Genomic DNA, 24,864 nt, shown 5'->3' on the forward strand with positions numbered 1-24,864 from the left:
TTGAAGCGCACCTGGAGATCAACCCGGTCCGCTCACCGAATGCCTTCTCACCAGCGTCGGGCTAAACATATTGGTCACTTCTGGCATTTCCGTGCCGTTGGCTAACGCCAGCGCCAACTGCGCCGCCTGCTGCGCCATGGTGACAATCGGGTAACGCACCGTGGTCAAACGTGGACGCACATAGCGTGACACCAGCACATCATCAAAACCAATCAACGACATCTCTTCCGGCACGCGAATGCCGTTATCACTCAACACCGCCAGCGCGCCAGCCGCCATGGAGTCGTTGTAACAGGCCACCGCTGTGAACTGCTTACCGCGCCCCAGCAATTCCGTCATCGCTTGTTCACCCCCGACTTCGTCCGGCTCGCCCCACGCCACTAAGCGGTCGTTGGACGGTAAGCCGTGCTCTTTCAACGCGTCGTAGTAACCTTGCAGGCGGTCTTCGGAGTCAGAAATAGGGTGGGTCGAGCAGATAAAGGCGATTTGCGTATGACCTTGCTGAATCAGATGGCGCGTTGCCAGCCAGGCACCGTAACGGTCATCCAGCGCGATGCAGCGCGATTCAAAGCCTTTCAGCAGTCGGTTGAGCAGCACCATGCCCGGCACTTGCTTCATCAGCACTTCCAGGTCGGCATCAGGAATTTTCTTGGCGTGTACTACCAGCGCATCGCAGCGATGACGCATCAGTTGCTCAATCGCCTGACGCTCTTTTTGCTCAATGTGGTAACCGTTACCAATCAGCAGGAAGTTGCCGGTGGCACCGGCGACTTCATCGACCGCTTTCACCATCGCGCCGAAAAACGGGTCGGAAACGTCACCCACCACCAGACCGAGGGTTTCGGTGGATTGCTGTGCCAGCGCGCGTGCATTGGCGTTCGGGTGATACTGCAACTGCTCCATTGCCTGGGTCACGGCGAGACGTGAACTCTCGCTGGCTTTGGGCGAATTATTGATGACGCGGGAAACGGTCGCGACCGATACCCCAGCCATGCGGGCAACATCCTTAATGGTAGCCATGCGGTTACTTGCATCCGGGAAAACGTTTACACATCCCATCAGTGTTACGGAAAACAGTACCTGTAGCAACCCGCGAGAATGCCAGCGCTGTCGCAAAAGTGCGGAAAATCAGGCGCTCACAGCCAGACTTCAGCGCGTCAGGTCGGCATGGTATGCTGCCAGCACGATTCAGACCTGTCTGCCGGACCCAATAACCATGAAAACACGCGTGCCACACCTGGCGCACTGGGGCGCATTTACTGCCGTCACGGAAAACGACCGCCTGATTGGCTGTGAACCCTTTTTTGCTGACGCCGATCCGTCGCCGATGCTCAACACCATCCCGGAACTGGTCTACTCGGATAAGCGTATCCGCCAGCCAATGGTGCGTCGTTCATGGCTAAAGTCACGTGAGAATAGCGATCGCACGCTGCGTGGACGTGAAGATTTTGTCGCCATGGATTGGGATACCGCACTGGATCTGGTGGCAGAAGAGAATCGCCGCGTGCGCGATCGCTACGGCGCATCGGGTATTTTCAACGGCTCTTACGGCTGGTCATCGGCGGGACGCGTTAACCATGCGCGCACCCTGATCCGTCGTTTCTACTTCCAGGGCGGCGGCGGGGTGGACCAGCAGGGCAACTATAGCTGGGGCGCCGCGCAGTTCTTCCTGCCCTATGTGATTGGTACCTACATGCCGCTCACCGGCCGCGTCACCGACTGGCCGAGCGTGGTGGAACATGCCGACATCTTTATCGCCTTCGGTGGTCTGGCGCTGAAAAATGCCCAGGTGGCGTCGGGCGGTGCCGGACAGCACAGCCTGAAACCGGCGCTGGAGCAGCTGAGCGCCAAAGGCACGCCAATCATCAACATCAGCCCAATGCGCGATGACTGCCCGGCGTTTGTGAATGCCGAGTGGATTCCGATTCGCCCGAATACCGATGTGGCGTTAATGCTGGCGCTTGGCTTCGAAATCACCCGCCGTAACGCGCTGGACGAAAGCTTCCTCGCCAGTCACTGCACCGGCTGGCCGCAACTGCGAGAATATCTGTTAGGCGAAAGCGACGGTATCGCCAAAACGCCGGCGTGGGCGAGTGCCATCACCGGCATTCCGGCGGCGCGTATCGCGATGCTGGCACAGCAGCTGATCGGCAAACGCAGCTTTATCACCTGTTCATACTCGGTACAGCGCGCCCATCGCGGTGAGCAGCCGTACTGGATGATGATTGCACTCTCCTCGATGCTCGGTCAGCCGGGCTTACCGGGCGGCGGCTTCTCCTTTGGTCACGGGTCGATGAACAGCGTCGGTAATCCGCGTCAGGAAGGGCCCGCGCCGATGATGAGCACCGGGCCCAATCCCGGCAACTTCTCGATTCCGGTCGCGCGCATTAGCGATATGCTGCTCAATCCCGGCCAGCCTTACCATTTCCAGGGCGAAACCCTGCACTATCCCGATATCCATCTGGTGCACTGGGCGGGGGGCAATCCGTTCCACCACCATCAGCAGCTTAACCGCCTGGTGGAAGGCTGGCAGCGCCCGGATACCGTTATCGTGCAGGATATCGTCTGGACCCCGGCGGCGCAGATGGCGGATATCGTGTTACCCGCCACCACCACGCTGGAGCGCAACGACATCGGCGGATCTTCACGCGATCGTTTTGTGTTTGCGATGCATCAGGCGGTGAAACCGCAGCATCAGGCGCGTCATGACTTCGATATCTTTGCGGATATCGCCGATCGCCTCGGCTACCGCGATCTGTTCACCGAAGGGCGCAACGAGATGCAGTGGATTGAGCACCTGTATCAGCAGTGTGCGGTGGCGCACGCGCGCAAAGATATCCACTTCCCGGAGTTTGGTGAATTCTGGGAGCGTGGTTTCGTTGAGATCCCGGAAGGTGGCAAGCCGTATGTGTTTATGGATGAGTTCCGTGCTAACCCGCAGGCCCATCCGATCCAGACCGCCAGTGGTAAAATCGAGCTGTTCTGTCAGACCATCGTCGATTATCAACTGGAAGATTTTGCCGGACATCCCGAGTGGCGTGGGCCGCAGGAGTGGTTGGGCGCACCGCTGAGCGGGGATTTCCCGCTGCATATGATCTCGATTCAGCCCTCGGATCGGCTGCACAGCCAGATGGACGCAACTGCCACGGTGCAAGCGAATAAAACGGCCGGGCGTGAAACCTTATATATGCATCCGCAGGACGCCAGTGCGCGTGGGATTGTGGATGGCAACGAAATCGAAGTCAGTAATGCGCGTGGCCGTATGCTGGCCGGTGTGCGTCTGACTGATGGCTTAACGCCAGGGGTGGTGATTATCTCCACTGGCGCCTGGTTTGATCCCGGCGTCGGCCGCGCCTGGCAGCCGTGGGACCGTGCCGGTAACCCCAATGTGCTGACGCTGGATATTGGCACCTCGTCACTGACGCAAGGCCCTAACGCCATGAGTTGCCTGGTGGAAATCAAAAAACACCTGATGTGAATGGGGTGCTAACAATCTCACCGCTGGTTACATTTTGCGGGTAACTGTTGCGTTTGAGAGATGGAGAACCGTCATGCCAACTTGCTACAGTCAGGGTCCCAGAGGTATTGATGGGTGAACATCAAAAAGTTTTCTTGATTACACCGACCTGCGCAGATGCGCAGGTTTTTTTTGCCTGTCGTTCCCGCTAACGAACTGAAACACAGTTTTCCTGTCAACTCGCTTTACCTTTCTTTATAACTGCGGATAACAAGCTTGAAAAAACTGTTTATTGCAGCGGAATGCTATGCCCCGTATAAAAAAACTTCTGGGAAAAGACCAGATCAAAGCCCCATTTAACCCGTTTCGTTTTCGCCTGATTTGTCTGGGTGTCTTCAGCTGCATGGTGTTGCTGCTGATCTTCGTCGGTGACCTGCAACTGATTAAGCATCCGATGCTGGAGCACGAGGCCGATCAGCGTTCACTGCGCACCGTCACCTTGCCCACCAACCGTGGCACCTTACTGGATCGTGATGGCCAGGCACTGGCACTGAGCGTACCGGCGCGCGATATCATCGCCGACCCGATGCGCGTGCTGGAAGCCAATCCCGACTTTACCAACGCCAAATGGACCTATCTTGCCTCGGCGCTGAACTTACGTCCGGAAGAGTTGCGTGAGCAGATCACCGCGAACCCGAAAAAACGCTTCCTCTATCTTGGCCGTAAAATCGAACTGGGCATCGCCAAAGACATCGCCGAACTGCACCTGAAGGGCATCAGCTCGGTATACAACGACAGCCGCTTCTATCCAATGAGTGAAGCCGCTGCGCCGTTGATTGGCATTGTCGGTGCTGACAGCAATGGCCTGAACGGTCTGGAGAAAGGTTTCGACCACGTGCTGCAAGGCGAGCCGGGCAAAGAGGTTTATCGTCAGGACAAAGAGGGTAATATCGTGGCGATGCTGGATTACGAGCCGCCGAAGCAGCCGCCAACGGTACAGCTGAGTATTGATAAGTTTGACCAGTTCACCCTCTACAGCAAACTGCGCGATGGCGTGTTGCTGAATAAAGCGGATTCCGGTGCGGCAGTGCTGATCAAGATCGATACGGGCGAGATCCTGGCGATGGCTTCCTATCCTTCGTTCAACCCCAACAACTTCGATAACGCCACGCCTGCACAGATGCGCAACACGGCGATCAATGACAGCTACGAACCCGGCTCAACGGTGAAACCGCTGGTGGTGATGGAAGGGCTGGAGCGTCATCTGGTGCGTGCCGACTCGGTGATCGATACCACACCCTACAGCGTTAACGGCCACTTGATTCGTGACGTCGGCCACTGGCCGCGCCTGACCATGACGGGCATTTTGCAGAAATCGAGTGATATCGGCGTATCGCACATTGCGCTGGCGATGCCTGCTGAAGCGCTGGTGAACACCTATCAGGCGTTTGGCCTGGGTAAGCCGACCGGACTCGGGTTAACCGGCGAGAGCGTGGGCTACTTCCCGCTGCACCGTGAACGCTGGGCGGATATTGAACGCGCCACCTTTGCCTTTGGCTACGGCCTGCGCGTCACACCGCTGCAAATCGCCCGTGAATACGCCACGCTTGGTTCTTACGGCGTATATCGTCCACTGTCGATCACCAAAGTGACACCGCCGGTGTTGGGCAAGCAGGTGGCCGATCCGCAAATCGTGCAAACCGTGGTGCACATGCTGGAGAGTGACGTATTGCCTGGTGGTACCGGCGTCAAAGCCGCTGTGCCGGGTTACCGCCTGGCGACCAAAACCGGTACCGCAGAGAAAATGGGCACCAGCGGGAAGTACGATGGCGGTTACGTTAACTACACCGCCGGTATTGCTCCTGCCAGCCATCCTGAGGTGGCGCTGGTGGTGATGGTCAACCATCCGACAGCGGGCGATCACTTTGGTGGTTCGGTAGCGGCGCCGATTTTCGGCAGCATTATGGGGCCGGTGTTGAAGCATATGAACATTGCGCCTGACGCCATTTACAGCAAACCGACTTCGGATAAATCTTAGTAAAATCAGGATGTAACTGCCGTGAGGTGCTTTTCACACCTCGTTGCATTTCGCCGAACTCCGTTGCGATTTGCGGCTGTTTTCTCACACCACTTTCGGCGACGATAAAAGTCCCAGAGGTATTGATTGGTGTGAAGATCGGCTGCTGCGGCAGCAATACCTGTCTTCAGGTATTCACCCTGTTCGGTTGCACCGACCCACGCGGATGCGTGGGTTTTTTTTGCCTGCAATTCAGCACTCAGCGAACTCGCTCACACCTCTTGTCTGAGTCTTAACACTTCCCCGCCAACATAAAAATATCTTGCCGTGTAACCTGTATGTAACGCACCGCGATGCCGCATTCCATTTCGGTTCGCCAGCCCCTTGCCGTGTTGGTAGCGCGGCTTTGGGGCGTTTTTTATTGCCATTCGTTGAGGTGTGACCCGATGCCAAAAACCAAAGACCGAACGCCAAAAGGCGAGGGCCGCTCCACGGCGTTTCAGTTACGCATTCATCCGGAGTTGCATGATCAACTGCGCGAAGTCACCGAAGATGAAAACATCACGCTATCGTGCTGGTTGAAAGATTTGGCGCGTCGCGAACTGCGCCGTCGCGGGATCGAGCCGAAAGGGTAAACCTGTTGCTCTGCATGGCGGTAAAAAACCCGCAAAAAGCTAATTTTCACAGCCATTTATGGCACGAAAGGTTTACCATTTTCCTTTGGAAAATATATTTTACGCAACCTTAACAACCGCCTTATCACTCCCTCCCTACAATGATTTTTTGCATGTCATCACATCAGTGACTATCCCTCCTTTCATCCAGAGAAAAATTATGCGCCTGAAACTTCTTTCTGCCAGCGTGGTGTTTTTACTGGCAGCCTGTGACCAGGGCGGAGCAAAGCCCGCTGCATCCGCGACACCCCAGGTGGGTGTCATCGCCCTAAAATCTGAGCCCGTTACGTTGGTGACACAACTGCCTGGCCGCACCACGGCGGTCCGCACCGCACAGGTGCGCCCACAAGTCAGCGGCGTGATCCAGAAAATCCTGTTTACCGAAGGCGGCGAAGTGAAAGCGGGTCAGCCGCTCTATCAGATCGATCCGGCGACCTATAAAGCCGCTTACGACAAAGCGATGGCGACCTGGCAAAACGATGCCATGGTGGCAAAACGCTATCAGCCGCTGGCGTCCGCACACGCCATCAGCCAGCAGACTTACGACGATGCCGTTGCGGCAGAGCGTGAAGCACAGGCCGATGTGGAAACCGCTAAGGTCAATCTTGATTACACACTGGTGAAGGCGCCAATCTCCGGACATATCAGCCGTTCGCTGTATACCGCCGGTGCGCTGGTGACCAACGGCCAGACCGACTATCTCGCCACCATCACCCAGCTTGATCCGATCTATGTTGATGTCAGTGAGTCATCCACCGACCTGCTGCGTCTGCGCCGTGCCTTAGCCGACGGCAAGATCGCCAAAGTGGATGACAACACCGCGGCGGTCGGACTCTCTCTGGAAGACAACAGCCAGTATGGCCAGCAGGGCAAACTGGCGTTCTCGGAAGTGAACGTCGACACCGCCACCGGCACCGTGGTGCTGCGTGCGGTGTTCCCGAACCCGCATAATGAACTGCTGCCAGGCATGTACGTACACGCCAGCTTCCCGCAGGGCATTCAGCAGCAGGGGATTCTGGTGCCGCAGGAGTCGATCATGCATGACACCAAAGGCCAGCCGTATGTGTACGTGGTGAAAAGCGATAACACCATTGAGCAGCGCAGCATTCACACCGGCGAGATGATCAAAGGTGAATGGCTGGTGACCGCCGGCCTGAGCGAAGGTGAAAACGTGGTGGTGAACAATCTGCAAAGTGTGCGTGCCGGGGTGAAAGTCACCACCACCGCCGCCAACACCCATGACACGCCATCTGCCAACGCTGTCAGTCTGTCGATGACCGACGCAGCAGCGCAATAGGGGGCGGCATGTCGAAGTTTTTTATTGAACGTCCCATCTTTGCCTGGGTTATCGCGATTATCGTGATGCTGGTGGGCGGGATTGCGGCCATCAGTTTGCCGGTCAATCAGTATCCCAATATCTCCCCACCTGCGGTGTCGATCTCGGTGACTTATCCGGGGGCCAGCGCCGAAACCACCCAGAACACCGTGGTGCAGGTGATTGAGCAGCAGTTGAACGGGTTGGATGGCTTGCGCTATCTGGAATCCAGCAGTGCCTCGGACGGCAGTGCGCAGATCATCGCCACCTTTAACCAGGGCATCAATCCGGATATCGCCCAGGTGCAGGTACAGGACCGCGTCTCGCTGGCGGAATCGCAGTTGCCAACCGACGTGACCCAGCAAGGGATCCGCATCCGTAAGTACCAAAAGAACTTCATGATGGTCATCGGGCTGATCTCTAAAGACGGCAAGCTGAGCAACGGCGATCTCGCGGATATGCTGGTGTCGAAGCTGGAAGATCCGATCTCGCGTACGCCAGGCGTCGGTGACTTTATGGTACTGGGTTCGGAATATGCCATGCGCATCTGGCTCGATCCCGCCAAACTGTACAAGTACAACCTGATGCCGAGTGATGTCACCACCGCCATTGACAACCAGAACGTGCAGGTGTCGTCCGGTTCACTCGGCGGGTTACCGACCATTCAGGGCGCCAAAACGCAGGCCACGGTACTGGGGAAAACTCGCTTCACCACGGTGCAGCAGTTTGAAAATGTGCTGTTGAAAGTGAATAGCGATGGCTCACAGGTGCGTTTGAAAGACGTTGCCAGCGTGGCGCTCGGTCCGCAGAGCTACGGCATTGACGCCACCATGAACGGCAAACCGGCCGCCGGTATTGCATTGCGTCTGGCCACCGGGGCGAATGAACTGGATACCGCTAAAGCGGTGCGCCAGACCATAGCCGATCTCAAAGACTCACTGCCGGATAATGTTGAAATTCAGTATCCGTATGACACTTCGCCAGTGGTCAGCGCTTCGATTGAAGAAGTGGTGAAAACGCTGATCGAAGCGGTGGTGCTGGTGTTCTTCGTCATGCTGCTGTTCCTGCAAAACCTGCGCGCCACCCTGATTACTACCCTGGTGGTGCCGGTGGTGTTGCTCGGTACTTTCGGCATCCTGTCGGCCTTCGGTTACAGCATCAACACCCTGACCATGTTCGGTATGGTGCTGGCGATAGGGCTGTTGGTGGATGATGCCATCGTGGTGGTGGAGAACGTCGAGCGTGTGATGCACGAAGAACATCTCGATCCGAAAACCGCCACCATCAAGTCGATGCAGCAGATACAGGGCGCACTGTTTGGTATTGCGCTGGTGCTGTCAGCGGTGCTGCTGCCAATGGCGTTCTTCTCCGGCTCGACCGGGGTGATTTATCGCCAGTTCTCGATCACCATTGTGTCGGCGATGGCGCTGTCGGTGATCATGGCGCTGATCTTTACCCCTGCACTCTGTGCCACCCTGCTCAAACCTTCGGCGGCGGAGCACAAGACCACCGGTTTTGCTGGCTGGTTTAACCGTAAGTTTGATAGCGGCGCGATGCACTACACGCGCGGCGTTAACAACGTTATTTCCCGTCGCGGCCTGTTCCTGGTGATCTACCTGGTGATCGTCGGCGTGACGGGCTTTTTGTTCACGCGTGTGCCCACCACGTTCCTGCCTGCAGAAGATCAGGGCTTGATGATGGTGCAGATGACGCTGCCGGTGAACTCCTCTTCACAGCGTACGCAGCAGGTGATCAACGATCTCAATGACTACCTGCAGAAGAATGAAGCCTCAGTGGTCACCACCACCTTTGGCGTGGCGGGCTTTAACTTTGCCGGTCGCGGCCAGAGTAACGCCATGGCCTTCGTGCGCCTGAAGGATTGGGGCGATCGTACCCACAGCGGGCAAAGCGTGCAGGATCTGGCGAACCGGGTGATGGCGCATTTTGCCAACTACAAAAACGCCAAAATCTTCGCCATGGTGCCGCCTGCGGTGATGGAGCTGGGTAACGCCACTGGCTTCGATCTCTATCTCCAGGATACGGGCGCGCACACCCATCAGCAGATGATGGATGCCACGCACCAGTTAATCGATCTGGCCAACAAAGATCCGCATCTGGCGCAGGTGCGCATGAACGGACTGGAAGATGAGCCGCAGTATCAGCTGGAGATCAATGACGAGAAGGCCAGCGCGCTGGGCCTGAGCATGACCGACATCAACAACACGCTGTCAGTGGCGTGGGGTTCCAGCTATATCGATCAGTTTATGTATAACGGCCGTGTGAAAGAGGTTTACCTGATGGGTAAAGCCGATTCACGCGTCACGCCATCCGATCTCGATAAATGGTACTTCCGCAACAGCAGCGGCACCATGGTGCCCTTCTCCGCCTTCGCCAGCGGCAAATGGGTTTACGGCTCGCCACACTTCGAACGCTTTAACGGCCTGACCTCTGAAGAGATCCTCGGATCGCCCGCGGCAGGGCAGAGTACCGGTGAAGCGATGAAAGCAGTAGAACAGCTGGCGAAGCAGTTGCCCAAAGGCTTCCGCGTGCAGTGGTACGGCATTTCCTATGAAGAGCAGGCGTCCGGCAACCAGACCACGCAGCTGTATATCATCTCGATTCTGGTGGTGTTCCTGTGTCTGGCCGCGCTGTATGAGAGCTGGTCCATTCCGTTCTCAGTGATCATGGTGGTGCCGCTCGGCATTCTCGGGACTATTAGTGCCGTACTGCTGCGCGGCTTGCAGAACGACGTATTCTTCCAGGTGGGCTTACTCACCACGGTGGGACTGGCGGCGAAAAACGCCATTCTGATTGTGGAATTCGCCAAAGAGTTGCACGAACGGGAAGGCAAAACGCTGGTTGAGGCGGCGGTGGAAGCGGCCAGGTTGCGTATCCGCCCGATTATCATGACCTCGATGGCGTTTATTCTCGGCGTGCTGCCGCTGACTATCTCTAACGGCGCAGGCGCAGGTAGCCAGCACTCGATTGGTACGGCGGTAGCAGGCGGGATGATCACCGCCACCTTCCTCGCCATCTTCTTTGTTCCGATGTTTTACGTGGTGGTTTCGCAGTTCTTCGCCCGCAAGAAAAAAGCATCCGTAGAGGTGACAACGCATGAACAGTAAAACTTTCCGTATGGCGCTGTTGCCGCTGGCATTGGCGCTGGCGGGCTGTACGCTGGCGCCACACTACCAGCGTCCGAATATGCCAGTAGATGCGAAATACGATCAGCCCACGGCAGTGGGCAACGTGGCCGATTTGCCGTGGCAGAATTTCTTCACGGATGCCACGATGCGCAATCTGATTCAGCTGTCACTCGACAACAACCGTGACCTGCGCGTCGCGGCGCTAAATGTCGAAGAGGCACAGCAGAGCGTCACGGTGCAGCGTGCGGCGTTAATGCCGTCAATCAATGCTACCGCCAGCCAGACCTCGGCGCATGAACCGGCCAACCTCTACAACACCAAAACCACCGGTGCGGTGACCTATCACGAGCTGAACGCCGGGCTGGGCGTCACCTCGTGGGAGCTGGACTTCTTTGGTCGTTTACAGAGCTTGCGTGATGAAGCGCAGGAAACCTATCTGTCCACCGCCGCGACCGAACGCGCCACGCGCATCTCGCTGATTTCGGAGGTGGCCACCGCCTGGCTGACCTTGAGTTCGGATAACGATCTGCTGCATCTGGCGCAAAATACCGCTAAAAGTCAGCAAGAGTCGTATCGTCTGACGCAACTCAGCTACAACGGCGGGGCCAGTAGCGATCAGGATCTGGCGCAGGCAGAGAGCACGGTGCGGGCTGCCCAGGCGGATGTGGCAAGCTATACGCGTCAGGTATGGCAGGATGTGGACGCGCTGCGCTTGCTGGTGGGCACCGATCTGCCCGCCACTTTGCTGTCCCACGCGACGCTGGACGTCAACTGGCAGTTCCCGGCCACGCCAGCGGGCTTGCCATCTGATCTGTTGACGCGTCGTCCGGATATCATGGCCGCAGAACATAGCCTGAAAGCGGCGAATGCCAACATTGGCGCAGCGCGCGCGGCGTTCTTCCCGAGCATCACGCTGACCGCTTCTGGGGGATCGACCAGCAGTTCGCTCGGCAGTTTGCTGGGCGGCGGCACCGGTGCCTGGTCCTTTGTGCCGTCGATCAATCTGCCGATCTTTGACGGTGGCAAAAACGAGGCTAATCTCAACATCGCGCACATCGAGAAACGCATTGAAATTGCTGACTATGAGAAAGCGATTCAAACCGCGTTCAAAGAGGTCAATGATGCGCTGGCCGGTCAGGATACCTGGCAGGATCAGCTGACAGCGCTGCAACAGGAGGTCGGTGCTAATCAACGCGATTACGACTATTCCGAAATGCGCTTTAAGCAAGGTGTAGACAATTATCTCAATGTATTAGTGGCCCAGCGATCGCTTTACAGTTCGCAGCAGTCGTTAATCAGTGCACATCTGGGCCAGTTGAGCGAGAAAATCACCTTGTATAAAGCCTTAGGAGGCGGTTGGAAGGCCTGAGTGCCTTAACGTTACCCTTACGGTTTCTCCATGGAAATTCCATGGCACTTCAGCTGATAATACAAGCAGTGATGATTTCCTTTGAAATAATCCCCTGTTAGTGCAGGGGATTTTCCTTTTTCCTTTTTCCTGTTTATCTGAAGAGTCCGATGACAATTAATTCCCCTGGCAAATCGCGTTTCCACTGGCTGAAATGGCTACTCATTTTACTTGTTGTGTTAATCGCGGCTGGCGTGATTTGGCGCGTTGTCGGCGGCCATGGCGGTGCGCCGGGCGGCATGCCACCAGGAGGCGGAAAAGGCGGTCATCGCGGGGGCGCAGGTGGACCTCCGGGCATGGCGATGATGGGCGGCAGTGCCACGCTGGTGCACAGTGGCGTGGCCACGACGGCCAACGTGCCGGTGTATCTCAATGCGCTGGGCACGGTGATCCCCAATGCCAGCGTTACCGTGACCAGCCGCGTAGCGGGTCAACTGGAAAAAGTGTTCTTTACCGAAGGGCAAAAAGTCGAGGCTGGACAGCTGCTGGCGCAGATCGATCCACGTAGCTATCAGGCGACACTGGCGCAGTATCAGGGCGACCTTAATCAGAACCAGGCATTGCTGAAAAGCGCCGAGTTGACGCTGGCCCGCTACAAAAAACTGGCGGCCCAGGACTCGTTGTCACGCCAGGATCTCGACACGCAAACGGCCACCGTTGGGCAGTACAAAGGCGCAGTGGCAGCCGATCAGGCGCAGATCGCCAGTGCGAAGCTGGATATTGAGTATGCGCGCATCACTTCACCAGTCAGCGGCCGTGTCGGCCTGCGTTTGGTTGATCCGGGCAACATGGTGCAAACCACCGACACCACCGGCATTGTGGTGGTGACGCAGATGCAGCCCGCAGCCGTGACCTTCAGCGTGCCGCAGAGCAATATCGCGCAGCTCACCAAAGCGCTGCATAACGGGCAGAGTTTACCGGCGGTGGCTTTTGATCAGGACAATAGCACCCAGCTGGCTCAAGGCAGCGTGCAGTTCATTAGCAACCAGATCGATACCAGCACCGGCACCATCGAGCTAAAAGCCACTTTCCCGAATAAAGATGAGTCGCTGTTTGCCAATCAGTTTGTCAACCTGCGCCTGCAAACCAACATTCTGAATAACGCCACGGTGATCCCGGCGCAGGCGCTGCAACTGAGCAGCGACGGCAGCTTTGTGTTTGTGATCAATAAAGACAACACCGTGACGCGCAAAGCCGTGACCACCGGCCCGGCGTTTGGTGAAGATCAGCAGTCGATCCTAAAAGGTGTCGAGCCGGGCGAGCGTCTTGTTACCGAAGGCATCGATCGCCTGACCAACGGCAGTAAAGTCTCTCTGGCCGATGACAGCAAAACTGCCACAGCGGCCAAAAAATGAATCCGTCACATCTGTTTATCCAGCGTCCCGTCGCCACCATCTTGCTGATGGTCGGCGTGCTGATTTCCGGGATCTTTGCCTATAAATTCCTCTCCACCTCGGCGCTGCCGCAGGTGGATTATCCGACCATTCAGGTCACCACCCTGTATCCCGGGGCCAGCCCGGATGTGATGGCATCGTCTGTGACCTCACCGCTGGAACGCCAGCTGGGGCAGATGGCCGGTTTAAGCCAGATGACCTCCACCAGCTCCGGTGGCTCCTCGATCATCACGCTAAAATTCAGCCTCGATCTGTCGCTGGATGTCGCCGAGCAGGAAGTGCAGGCGGCGATCAATGCCGCCAACAACCTGCTGCCGAGCGATCTGCCCAATCCGCCGACCTATAAAAAGGTCAACCCGGCGGATACGGCGGTGATTACGCTGGCGGCCAGCTCGGATAACCTGCCGCTGACGCAGGTGCAGGATCTGGTGAACACCCGCGTGGCGCTGAAGCTGTCGCAGATTAACGGCGTCGGCATGGTGACATTGGCAGGTGGTCATCAGCCGGCTATCCGCGTGCAGATGGACCCGAAAGCGCTGGCGGCACACAAGCTGTCGCTGGAAGACGTGAATACGTTGATCAGCAACAGCAACGTCAATGGTTCAAAAGGTGGCTTCGATGGCAAATACCATTCGGTCACCATCGATGCCAACGATCAGCTGCGCACCGCCGATGAGTACGGCAATCTGATCATCACCTATCAGAACGGTGCCGCACTGCGCCTGAAAGACATCGCGCACATTGAACAGGGTCCGGAAAACAGCTTCCAGTCGGCGTGGGCCAATAACAGCCCGGCGATTGTGATCAGCGTGCAACGCCAGCCTGGTGCCAACGTGATTCAGGTGGTGGACAGCATCAAAGCGCAGCTGCCAACCCTGCAGGCCGCGTTGCCCGATGGCGTGAAGATGAGCATCTTGTCGGATCGCACCCAAACCATCCGTGCATCCATCAGCGACGTGCAGTTTGAGCTGATGCTGTCGGTGGCGCTGGTGGTGATGGTCACCTTCCTGTTCCTGCGCAATGTGGCGGCGACGCTGATTCCAAGCGTGGCGGTGCCGCTGTCACTGATTGGCACTTTCGGCGTGATGTATCTGGCCGATTTCAGCCTGAATAACCTGTCGCTGATGGCGCTGACCATCGCCACCGGCTTCGTCATCGATGATGCGATTGTGGTAGTGGAGAACATTTCGCGTCGGCTGGAAGAGGGCGAAACGCCGATGCAGGCGGCGCTGAAAGGCTCGCAGCAGATCGGCTTCACCATCATCTCGCTGACCTTCTCGCTGATTGCAGTACTGATTCCGCTGCTGTTTATGGGCGATGTGGTAGGGCGCTTGTTCCGCGAGTTCGCCATTACGCTGGCGGTGTCGATTCTGGTGTCGATGGTGGTGTCACTGACGCTAACGCCAATGCTGTGCGCTTACCTGTTGCAGCATATCCCGGAAGAGAAGCAGTCGCGCTTCTCGCGCAAGGGCGGGCAAATTTTCGATAAGCTGGTGCGTGGCTATGACCGTCTTCTGACCGTGGTGCTGAACCATCAGAAGTTGACGTTACTGGTGGCGCTGGCGACCTTTGCGCTGACAGCGCTGCTGTATATCGCCATCCCGAAAGGCTTCTTCCCGACGCAGGATACCGGACTGATTCAGGGTGTCACCGTGGCGTCGCAGGATGTGTCGTTTAGCGAGATGTCGAAGCGTCAGCAGGCGCTGGCGAAAGTGATTCTGCAGAACCCGTCGGTGGATAGCCTCTCTTCCACCATCGGGATTGACGGCAGCAACACCAGCCTCAACAGTGGCCGTATCCAAATCAACCTGAAGTCGTTTGATGAGCGCGATGACAAAGCCGATGTGGTGATCAAGCAGTTGCAGCAGGCGGCGGAGCAGGTGGCGGGCATTCAGCTCTATCTGCAACCGGCGCAGGATTTGACGGTCAACGATCAGGTCACGCCGAGCCAGTATCAGTTCACGCTGGATGACGCAGACAGTGAAAACCTGGTGAGCTGGACGCCGAAGATGGTGGCGGCCTTGCAGCAGCGCCCGGAATTTAACGGCGTGGTGAGTAACCTGCAGGATCAGGGCCGTGTCGCCTATGTCGAACTGAACCGCGACAAAGCCGCGCGCTACGGCATTACCGCCTCGGATGTGGATACGGCGCTTTACAACAGCTTCGGTCAGCGTCTGGTTTCCACCATCTTTACCCAGGCTAACCAGTATCGCGTAGTGCTGGAAGTGGCACCGCAGTATCAGCAGTCTCCGGCGTCATTTGATGATGTTTATCTGCCGGTGAGCAGCAGTTCCAGCACATCAACCAGCAGCAGTTCGGGCAGCACATCCAGCACATCCAGCAGCAGCTCAACCACCAGTTCCGACAGCGACACCACCACCACGGGCATGGTGAAACTGACCTCAATTGCCACCATTCACCAGCGCACCGGTTCACTGATGCATATGCGTCTGAATCAGTTCCCGGCGGTGATGGTGTCGTTCAATCTAAACAGCGGTTATTCGCTGGAGGATGGGCAGAAGGCGATTGCCGAAGTGACGCAGCAGCTGGATCTGCCATCCAGCATTACGCTGCGCTATCAGGGGGAAACCTCGGCATTCCAGAGCGCGACCGGTAACACGCTGTGGCTGATTCTGGCCGCACTGATCACCATGTATGTGGTGTTGGGCATCCTGTACGAGAGCTTTATTCATCCGGTGACGATTCTCTCGACGCTGCCATCAGCGGCGGTGGGTGCGCTGTTGACGTTATTACTGGCGGGCAGTGAGTTCAGCTTGATTGCGCTGATCGGGGTGATATTGCTGATCGGCATCGTGAAGAAGAACGCGATTATGATGATCGACTTCGCGCTGGAGGCCGAAAACAAGCAGGGCATGAGTGCGCGTGATGCGATTCATCAGGCCTGCTTGCTGCGCTTCCGTCCGATCCTGATGACCACCATGGCGGCATTGCTCGGTGCACTGCCGCTGATGCTGGCCTCAGGATCCGGCGCCGAACTGCGTCAACCGCTTGGTCTGGTAATTGTCGGGGGGTTGATTGTCAGCCAGGTGCTGACGCTGTTCTCCACGCCGGTGATTTATCTGTGGTTCGATGGCATTGCGCAGCGCGGCAAGCGCTATATGCAGCGTAAACAGCAGCAGGCGCGGAGCGAGTAATGAACCTCACCAGACTGTTTATCTTCCGTCCGGTCACCACGTTGCTATTAACGTTGTCGATCATGCTGCTCGGTTTGCTGGGTTATCGGCTGTTGCCGGTGGCTCCTCTGCCGCAGGTGGATTTCCCGACCATTATGGTCAGCGCCAGCTTAGCCGGTGCCAGCCCGGAGACCATGGCGGCCACGGTGGCGACGCCGCTGGAGCGCTCGCTGGGGCAGATCGCGGGCGTCACCGAAATGACTTCGACCAGTTCGCAGGGCTCCACCAGCGTGATTTTGCAGTTTGATCTCGACCGCGACATCAACGGCGCGGCGCGCGATGTGCAGGCGGCGATCAACGCCGCGCGCAGTCTGCTGCCGAGCGCGATGGAATCACTGCCGACCTATCGCAAAGCTAACCCGTCCGATGCACCGATTGTGATGCTGGCGTTGACCTCCGCCACGCGCACGCCGGGTGAGCTCTACGACCTGGCCGAGAGCAAAATTGAGCAGGCGATGGGGCAGGTCAAGGGCGTGGGCGAAGTGTCACTAATGGGCAGCGCCTTGCCCGCCGTGCGTATCGATCTGCAACCGCTCAAGCTGGCGCAATACGGCATCTCGCTGGACACGGTGCGTGAAGCCATCGCCAACAGCACCACCAACAAACCCAAAGGCATTCTGCAGGGTAGCCAGCAATCATGGGTGGTGGACAGCAACGGTCAGTTAGATAAAGCGGCGCAGTATCAGGATCTGATCGTCAGCTATAAAGACGGCAAAGCGGTGCGTCTGCACGATGTCGCCACCGTCTACGATTCGGTGGAAGATCAGTATCAGGCCGGTTTCCTCAATTCGCAGCCGTCAGTCATGGTGGGCATTAAGCGCCAGGCTGGTGCCAATATGCTCGACACCATTGATGCCATCAAGGCGCAGTTGCCAGCGCTGGAAAAAGATCTGCCTGCGGATACCCAGCTGAAAGTGGTGGTGGATCGTTCCCCGACGGTGCGTGAATCTTTGTATGACACCGAAGAGACGCTGCTGATCGCCATGCTGTTGGTGATCGCGGTGGTGTTTGTGTTCCTGCGTAACGTGCAGGCGGTGGTGATCCCGGCGCTGGCACTGCCGGTGTCGTTGATTGGCACCTGTGCAGTGATGTATCTGCTGGGCTACAGCCTCGATAACCTTTCGCTGATGGCACTGATCATCGCCACCGGATTTGTCGTCGATGATGCCATCGTGGTGCTGGAGAACATCACGCGCCATATCGAAGAAGGTTTGAGTCCGCTGCGGGCGGCGCTAAAAGGCGCGCAGGAAGTGAGTTTCACTGTGCTGTCGATGACCATGTCGCTGGTGGCGGTGTTTATCCCAATCCTGCTGATGGGCAGTATTGTCGGTCGTCTGTTCCGCGAGTTTGCGGTGACGCTCACCGTCTCGCTGTTGATCTCGATGTTTGTCTCGCTGAGCCTGACGCCGATGCTGTGCGCGCGTCTGCTGAAGCCAAAACCGAAAGTCAGCAAGCGCCCGCATCCGCTATATCAGTTTATCGAAAACCAGCTGAATGCTTTGCTGGCAGCCTACTCGCGTGGTCTGGCGTGGGTGATGGCGCACCAGAAGATCACCATGTTCAGCCTGGTGCTGACGGTGTTGCTCAACCTGTTTCTGTTCACCGTGGTGCAGAAGGGCTTCTTCCCCAATCAGGATACCGGCCTGCTGATGGGCGCACTGCGCGCCGATCAAAACATCTCGTTCCAGGCGATGAAGCCGAAGATGCTGGAGTTCACCAAGATCATCCAGTCCGATCCCGCAGTGGACAGCGTGATGTCGTCGATGGGTAGCGGCATGTTTGGCTCGCGCAATAGCGCCAACTTCTTTGTGCGTCTTAAAGACTTTAGCGATCGCGATGCCACGGCCACCGAAGTCGCCAATCGACTGAGCCTGAAGACCAGCCATATCGCTGGGGCGCAGATGTTCCTGATGGCGGCGCAGGATCTGCACATTGGTGGGCGCAGCGCCAATGCCACCTATCAATACAGTTTGCAGGCGGACGATCTGGATGTGCTGCGCGAGTGGACGCCAAAAGTGCAGGCGGCGCTGGCGGCGATCCCACAGCTCAACAGCGTGGACTCTGATTCACAAACCGGCGGCCAGGAAGTGGTGATCAATATCGATCGCGACCGCGCGCAACGCCTCGGCGTGAATGTGCAGATGCTGGATACCATGCTGAACAACGCCTTTAGCCAGCGCCAGGTGGCGACGCTGTATCACAGGCTGAATCAGTATCATGTGGTGATGTCGTTGCAGGACAGCTACACGCGCGATCCGGAGATTTTGAAAGAACTATATGTGATCAACGACAGCGGCGATCGTGTGCCGCTCTCCGCTTTCGCCAGCTTCAAGGGCGGTAACGCGCCGCTGTCGGTGGCGCATCAGGGGCAGTCGGCCACCAGCACCGTTGCCTTTAACCTGAATGATGGTGTGTCACTGGAGCAGGCGCAGGCGCTGATTAAACAGGCGATGGCGCAGCTCGGCCTGCCGTCCACCATTCAGGCCGGTTTTGCTGGAACCGCAGCTGCCTTTGCGCAGCTGACCGCCACTATGCCGTGGCTGATTATTGCCGCACTGGCGGCGGTGTATATCGTGCTCGGCGTGCTGTATGAGAGTTATATCCATCCCATCACCATTCTTTCTACGCTGCCTTCAGCGGGGGTTGGCGCGCTGCTGCTGCTGCTGCTGACCAATACCCAACTGACGGTGATTGCCCTGATCGGCATCATTCTGCTGATTGGCATCGTGAAGAAGAACGCCATCATGATGATCGACTTTGCAATCCACGCTGAGCGCACGCAGGGGATGTCGCCGAAACAGGCGATCACGCAGGCCTGTCTGATGCGTTTCCGTCCGATCATGATGACCACGCTGGCCGCCTTCTTTGGTGCTTTGCCGCTGGCATTAGGCAGCGGCGGCGATGCGGATCTACGCAGCCCGCTCGGCATCGCAATTGCCGGCGGTCTGGCACTCAGCCAGCTGTTAACCCTGTTTACTACGCCGGTTGTTTATCTCTGGCTCGATAGTTTAAGCCGCGCCACCAAACGTCAGTGGCAGCGCATGCGTCATGTGGAATCCTGATCGATGAAAAATGTTCTGAAATTTACCCCGATGGTAGCGGCACTGTTGCTGGCGGGTTGTGCGGTGGGGCCGGATTATCAGCGCCCCACCATGGCGATGCCGACGCATTTTAAAGAAGCCAAAGGCTGGCAGCAGGCCACGCCGCAGGATGAGCAGAGCAAAGGCGACTGGTGGTCGGTGTATCACGATGCCACGCTGGATAGCCTGTTGCGTCAGGTGAGCATCTCCAACCAAAACGTGGCGAGCTATGCCGCGCAGTACCGTGAAGCGCAGGCGCTGACCTCGCAGTCACGCGCGGCACTGTTCCCGTCGGTAAGCTACGACGCCAGCAGTACGCGCAGCGGTAGTCGCGCCAGCACCACCGGGCAGCGCAGCGTCAGCAACGCGCATGCCGCCGATCTCAGCGCCAGCTGGGAGCTGGATTTGTGGGGCAAACTGCGCCGTACGCTGGAAGAGAACAAAGCCAGCGCGCAGGCGAGTAAGGCCGAACTGGCGAATATCACCCTAAGTGCCCAATCGGAGCTGGCGCAGGATTACTTCCAGCTGCGCATCCTCGACGAAAAAATTGCTCTGTATCAGCGCAGTATCGATGCCTATCAGCGCTATTTAACGGTGATTCAGAACAAGTACTCGGCGGGCAGCGAATCACGCGCCACGCTGGCACAGGCGCAGATGCAGCTGGAGAGCGCGCGCGCCTCAGCACAGGATTATCAGTGGCAGCGCGCGCAGTCGGAACACGCCATTGCGCTGTTGCTGGGCCGTGCACCGGCTGATTTCTCGCTGCCAGTGGCGAAGCTGGATGCCACGCTGCCAGCCATCCCTAACAGCCTGCCTTCTGCGTTGTTGCAGCGTCGTCCGGATATTGCTTATGCCGAACGTAACGTGGCAGCGGCCAATGCGGCGGTGGGCGTAGCGATTGCCGGTTACTATCCCGATCTGACGTTAAGTGCCACGGGCGGCGTGAGCTCATCGGCCATCAACAGTCTGTTCTCATTGCCAAATCGCGTCTGGTCATTAGGGCCGGAGTTAAGCGGCACGCTGCTGGACTTCGGTGCCACCTCAGCCAAAGTGGAGAAGGCCCGCGCCGCCTATGACGCCAGCGTGGCGGATTATCGCCAGTCGGTGCTGACGGCGATGGGTGAAGTAGAAGATTATCTGGTGCAGCTGAATACGCTGAAGGGTGAGATAGCTTCACAGCAGCTGGCGACCAGCGCTGCACAGGAGTCAGCACGCGTGACGCGTAATCAGTATGATGCCGGGATGATTGATTACCTTGATGTGGCGACCACAGAAAACAGCAGTCTGAGCGAGCAGCAGAGCTTACTGTCATTGCAGAGCACCCAGTGGGTGAGCAGCGTTGAGTTGATCGCTGCGCTAGGCGGTGGTTGGCAGGGATAAGTGTTATTCGTTCTGGCAGGGATGAGTTTTAGCAGCATAGATGAAGGTTGTCTGGCAGTTTAGAACAGCTGAGTTTGAGGCTGTTGATTCTGTTGTGGGCTTTTTTGGCGCGCGGATGGGCCATAGCCCCTCTGCGCCAGCACCTGCTAATCATCCCAGCCTGCGTCAGCACCTGTTTATCATCCCAGTCTACCCAGCCTTGTTTCCCCCTCAGACTGCGCATCACCAGCTACGCCAGTGCAGCCCAGTCTGCATTAGCACTGAGCAGCATTTCACAATAAACAGCACCCCAACGGCACATTTTTACAGACTACACACCACACCCACCTCAATTCCTCACCATAAATCACCGCGCCACTTGTCGAAAATCGCCAGATCCTGCAAGGTAAGCGCCATATTTTAACGCTGCTAAGGAGCTGGCATGCTATTCACTGTTCTGCGATTCCTGTTTCGCCTGTTATGGCGGGTGGAACTGCGTGGCGATCTCACCGCACTGCACAAAGAAAAAGTGCTGATCACCCCTAACCATATGTCATTCCTTGATGGCATTTTGGTGGCGCTGTTTTTGCCGATTAAACCGGTGTTCGCCGTCTACTCCTCGATCAGCGATCAATGGTTTATGCGGCTCCTGAAGCCGATTATCGACTTCGTGCCGCTCGATCCCACTAAACCGATGTCGATCAAACATCTGGTGCGCATGATCAATGAGGGGCGTCCGGTGGTGATCTTCCCGGAAGGACGTATCACCGTGACCGGATCGCTGATGAAAATCTACAGCGGTGCGGGCTTTGTCGCGGCGAAATCGGGTGCGACCGTGGTGCCCATGCGCATTGAAGGCGCGGAGTACACGCCGTTTGGTCGTCTGGCGGGCGTATTCAAACGCCGCCTGTTCCCGCGCATCACATTAAGCGTCTTACCCGCTACCGTCATTCCGATGCCGGAAGCCAAACGCGCGCGCGATCGTCGCATACTGGCGGGTGAGCACTTACATCATGTGATGATGGAAGCGCGCATGGCGGTGCGTCCACGAGAAACGCTCTTTGAAGCGTTCCTTAATGCACGCCAGCGTTATGGCCTGACTAAACCCTGCATCGAAGACATCAACTTCAAGCCGGACAGCTACACCGGGCTGCTGAAAAAATCGCTCGGCGTCGGTCGAATTCTTGAGCGCTACAGCCAGCAGGGGGAATACGTTGGTCTGCTGCTGCCCAATGCCACCGTCACGGCGGCGGCGATCCTCGGGGCGTCACTGCGCGGGCGTATCCCGGCGATGCTCAACTACACCGCGGGCGTCAACGGCATGCGTGCAGCGCTCACCGCTTCACAGGTCAAAACCGTGTTCACCTCGCGCCAGTTCCTTGAGAAAGGCAACCTGGAGCACCTGCCGCAGGGCTTAACGGAAGTCCAGTGGATCTACCTCGAAGACCTGAAAGATACCGTCACACTGAAAGACAAGTTGTGGATTCTGGCTCACTTGCTGATGCCGCGTCGCGCACAGGTCAGGCAGCAGCCGGAAGATGCCGCGATGGTGCTGTTCACTTCGGGTTCGGAAGGCAATCCCAAAGGCGTGGTGCACTCGCACAAAAGCCTGCTGGCTAACGTTGAACAGATTCGCACCGTGGCGGATTTCACCCCGCGCGATCGCTTTATGTCGGCGCTGCCGCTGTTCCATGCTTTCGGCCTCACGGTGGGCTTGTTTACGCCGCTGCTGACCGGCGCGCAGGTGTTCCTCTATCCGAGCCCGCTGCATTACCGCATCGTGCCCGAACTGGTGTATGACCGTAACTGCACCGTGCTGTTTGGGACGTCGACTTTCCTCGGCAACTATGCGCGCTTTGCCAATCCGTATGATTTTGCACGCCTGCGCTATGTGGTAGCGGGTGCAGAGAAGTTGCAGGAAGGCACGCGCCAAATCTACGCCGAGAAGTACGGCATTCGTATTCTTGAAGGCTACGGCGTCACCGAGTGTGCACCAGTGGTGGCAATCAACGTGCCGATGGCGGCGAAACCTCACACCGTGGGTCGTATTCTGCCCGGCATGGATTCACGTTTGATCTCCGTGCCGGGTATTGAGCAGGGCGGTCGTCTGCAACTGCGTGGTCCGAACATCATGAACGGTTATCTGCGCGTCGAAAATCCTGGCGTGCTGGAGAAGCCAGTAGCCGATAACGGTGAAGGCGAGATGGAAGCCGGTTGGTACGATACCGGCGACATTGTTAGCTTCGATGAAGGTGGCTTCTGTCAGATTCAGGGCCGTGCCAAACGCTTCGCCAAAATTGCCGGTGAGATGGTGTCACTGGAAAGCGTCGAACAGATCGCTTTGAAAGCCTCGGGCGAGAAGCAGCATGCCGCGTCACTGCGCCCTGACGGTCATCGCGGTGAAGCCTTAGTGTTGTTCACTACTGACGGCGAACTAGGGCGTGAGCAACTGCTTAAAGCCGCCCGCGACATCGGTGCGCCAGAACTGGCTGTGCCGCGTGACATTCGCTTTATGAAACAGCTGCCGCTGCTGGGTAGCGGTAAACCAGACTACGTCAGCCTGAAACAGCTGGCCGAAGAGGATCAAGCATGAGTCAGGCGGTTAATCCCGATTCACCGTTACTGTCACGCAATATGATGGCGGTGATTGTGGCGCAGTTTTTCTCCGCGTTTGGCGACAATGCGCTGCTGTTTGCCACGCTGGCGGTGCTGAAAAGTCAGCTCTATCCCGACTGGAGCCAGCCGATTCTGCAGATGATGTTTGTAGCCACTTACATTCTTCTGGCACCTTTTGTCGGGCAGATGGCTGACAGCTTTGCTAAAGGCCGGGTGATGATGTTCGCCAACAGCCTCAAGCTGCTGGGTGCACTGGTTATCTGTTTTGGCTTCAATCCATTCCTTGGCTATACGCTGGTGGGTATTGGTGCGGCATCCTACTCGCCTGCTAAGTACGGCATCCTCACCGAGCTCACCAGCGGTGAACGACTGGTGAAGGCCAACGGTCTGATGGAGTCCTCTACCATTGCTGCCATCCTGTTGGGTTCAGTGGCGGGCGGTATTCTGGCGGACTGGAATCTGCTGGCCGCGCTGATTGTGTGTGCACTCACTTACGCGTTGGCAGTGGTGGCGAATATCTTTATTCCTAAGCTGTTGGCGGCACGACCGGGTCAGAGCTGGCAGTTTGGTGCCATGTTCCGCAGTTTCAAAGATTCCGCTTTGCTGTTGTGGCGTAACGGCGAGACGCGTTTTTCCCTGCTCGGCACCAGCATGTTTTGGGGCGCGGGGGTTACGCTGCGTTTCCTGCTGGTGCTGTGGGTGCCCGTGGCGCTCGGTATTACCGACAATAAAACGCCCACCACGTTAAATGCCATGGTGGCGATCGGGATTGTGATTGGCGCTGCCGCGGCGGCGAAACTGGTGACGCTGCAAACCGTGCGCCGCTGCATGCCCGCCGGGATATTAATCGGCGTGATGGTGGTGGTGTTCTCACTGCAAACCAGCTTGCTGAATGCCTATCTGGTACTGATGGTGTTGGGTGCGCTCGGTGGCTTCTTCGTGGTGCCGCTTAATGCGCTGTTGCAGGAGCGCGGCAAAGAGTCGGTGGGCGCGGGTAATGCGATTGCCGTGCAGAACTTCGGTGAAAACATAGCGATGTTGGTGATGCTAGCGCTGTACACCATCGCTGTTAAGTTGGGTGCACCTGCAGTGGCAACCGGTATCGGGTTCGGTGGGATTTTTGCTGTGGCGATTGCGTTGCTGTGGTGGAAATCGCGCCGTTAAGGCGGTGCGTTGAAAAACCAGGTCGCCAGCAATGGCGACC

The 24,864-nt window shown here is 57.4% G+C and carries 13 protein-coding genes, 1 tRNA gene and 1 pseudogene; 13 read left to right on the forward strand and 2 right to left on the reverse strand.

Going from position 1 to position 24,864, the window contains the following annotated elements; translation table 11 throughout:
* Positions 1–18: 18 nt before the first annotated feature.
* The gene (gene galR, locus FD737_RS06920; RefSeq protein ID WP_034823157.1) at positions 19–1,020 is read right to left on the reverse strand and encodes an HTH-type transcriptional regulator GalR; all 1,002 of its coding nucleotides are present in this window, start codon (positions 1,018–1,020) and stop codon (positions 19–21) included.
* Positions 1,021–1,216: 196 nt separating this feature from the next.
* On the opposite strand from galR, the gene FD737_RS06925 reads away from it, so the two are divergent.
* Both FD737_RS06925 and FD737_RS24115 read left to right on the forward strand, forming a co-directional pair.
* Positions 1,217–3,478, forward strand: coding sequence for a molybdopterin-dependent oxidoreductase (locus FD737_RS06925; protein WP_160833084.1), 2,262 nt, complete (start codon positions 1,217–1,219; stop codon positions 3,476–3,478).
* Positions 3,479–3,911: 433 nt separating this feature from the next.
* Positions 3,912–4,355: pseudogene (locus FD737_RS24115) on the forward strand (peptidoglycan synthase); the annotation flags it as partial.
* A 556-nt stretch (positions 4,356–4,911) separates the two neighbouring features.
* Here FD737_RS24115 and FD737_RS06935 read toward each other — a convergent pair.
* Positions 4,912–5,024, reverse strand: a tRNA-OTHER gene (locus FD737_RS06935).
* 81 nt (positions 5,025–5,105) lie between these two features.
* On the opposite strand from FD737_RS06935, the gene FD737_RS23680 reads away from it, so the two are divergent.
* From FD737_RS23680 to lplT, 11 genes are all read left to right on the forward strand, one after another.
* Positions 5,106–5,495: a penicillin-binding transpeptidase domain-containing protein gene (locus tag FD737_RS23680; RefSeq protein ID WP_153012330.1), complete on the forward strand. Its 390-nt coding sequence runs from the start codon at positions 5,106–5,108 to the stop codon at positions 5,493–5,495.
* A gap of 425 nt (positions 5,496–5,920) precedes the next feature.
* Positions 5,921–6,109: a hypothetical protein gene (locus FD737_RS06940; RefSeq protein WP_058961818.1), complete on the forward strand. Its 189-nt coding sequence runs from the start codon at positions 5,921–5,923 to the stop codon at positions 6,107–6,109.
* Positions 6,110–6,308: 199 nt separating this feature from the next.
* Positions 6,309–7,445 carry an efflux RND transporter periplasmic adaptor subunit gene (locus FD737_RS06945; RefSeq protein WP_160833085.1) on the forward strand — a complete coding sequence of 379 codons (1,137 nt, stop codon included), beginning with the start codon at positions 6,309–6,311 and terminating at the stop codon, positions 7,443–7,445.
* Between the two features lie 8 nt (positions 7,446–7,453).
* On the forward strand, positions 7,454–10,588 hold the full coding sequence (locus tag FD737_RS06950) for an efflux RND transporter permease subunit (RefSeq protein WP_160833086.1): 3,135 nt from the start codon (positions 7,454–7,456) through the stop codon (positions 10,586–10,588).
* Complete coding sequence (locus tag FD737_RS06955) at positions 10,578–11,978, forward strand: efflux transporter outer membrane subunit (protein WP_160833087.1); 1,401 nt, start codon at positions 10,578–10,580, stop codon at positions 11,976–11,978. The genes FD737_RS06950 and FD737_RS06955 overlap by 11 nt, the downstream gene beginning before the upstream one ends.
* Positions 11,979–12,127: 149 nt before the next feature.
* Positions 12,128–13,372, forward strand: a complete 1,245-nt coding sequence (locus tag FD737_RS06960) for an MdtA/MuxA family multidrug efflux RND transporter periplasmic adaptor subunit (protein ID WP_160833088.1) — start codon at positions 12,128–12,130, stop codon at positions 13,370–13,372.
* Complete coding sequence (locus FD737_RS06965; protein WP_160833089.1) at positions 13,369–16,566, forward strand: efflux RND transporter permease subunit; 3,198 nt, start codon at positions 13,369–13,371, stop codon at positions 16,564–16,566. The genes FD737_RS06960 and FD737_RS06965 overlap by 4 nt, the downstream gene beginning before the upstream one ends.
* Positions 16,566–19,667: a multidrug efflux RND transporter permease subunit gene (locus FD737_RS06970; RefSeq protein WP_160833090.1), complete on the forward strand. Its 3,102-nt coding sequence runs from the start codon at positions 16,566–16,568 to the stop codon at positions 19,665–19,667. Before FD737_RS06965 ends, FD737_RS06970 begins: the two co-directional genes overlap by 1 nt.
* Before the next feature lie 3 nt (positions 19,668–19,670).
* Positions 19,671–21,065, forward strand: coding sequence for an efflux transporter outer membrane subunit (locus FD737_RS06975; protein WP_160833091.1), 1,395 nt, complete (start codon positions 19,671–19,673; stop codon positions 21,063–21,065).
* Positions 21,066–21,486: 421 nt separating this feature from the next.
* Complete coding sequence (gene aas, locus FD737_RS06980; protein WP_160833092.1) at positions 21,487–23,637, forward strand: bifunctional acyl-ACP--phospholipid O-acyltransferase/long-chain-fatty-acid--ACP ligase; 2,151 nt, start codon at positions 21,487–21,489, stop codon at positions 23,635–23,637.
* Positions 23,634–24,824 (forward strand): lysophospholipid transporter LplT, encoded by a 1,191-nt coding sequence (lplT, locus tag FD737_RS06985; RefSeq protein ID WP_160833093.1) that lies wholly within the window; start codon positions 23,634–23,636, stop codon positions 24,822–24,824. The genes aas and lplT overlap by 4 nt, the downstream gene beginning before the upstream one ends.
* The last annotated feature ends 40 nt before the right edge of the window (positions 24,825–24,864 follow it).

The organism is Pantoea sp. Seng, assembly GCF_009829935.1.
In the GTDB taxonomy this organism is placed as follows: domain Bacteria; phylum Pseudomonadota; class Gammaproteobacteria; order Enterobacterales; family Enterobacteriaceae; genus Pantoea; species Pantoea communis.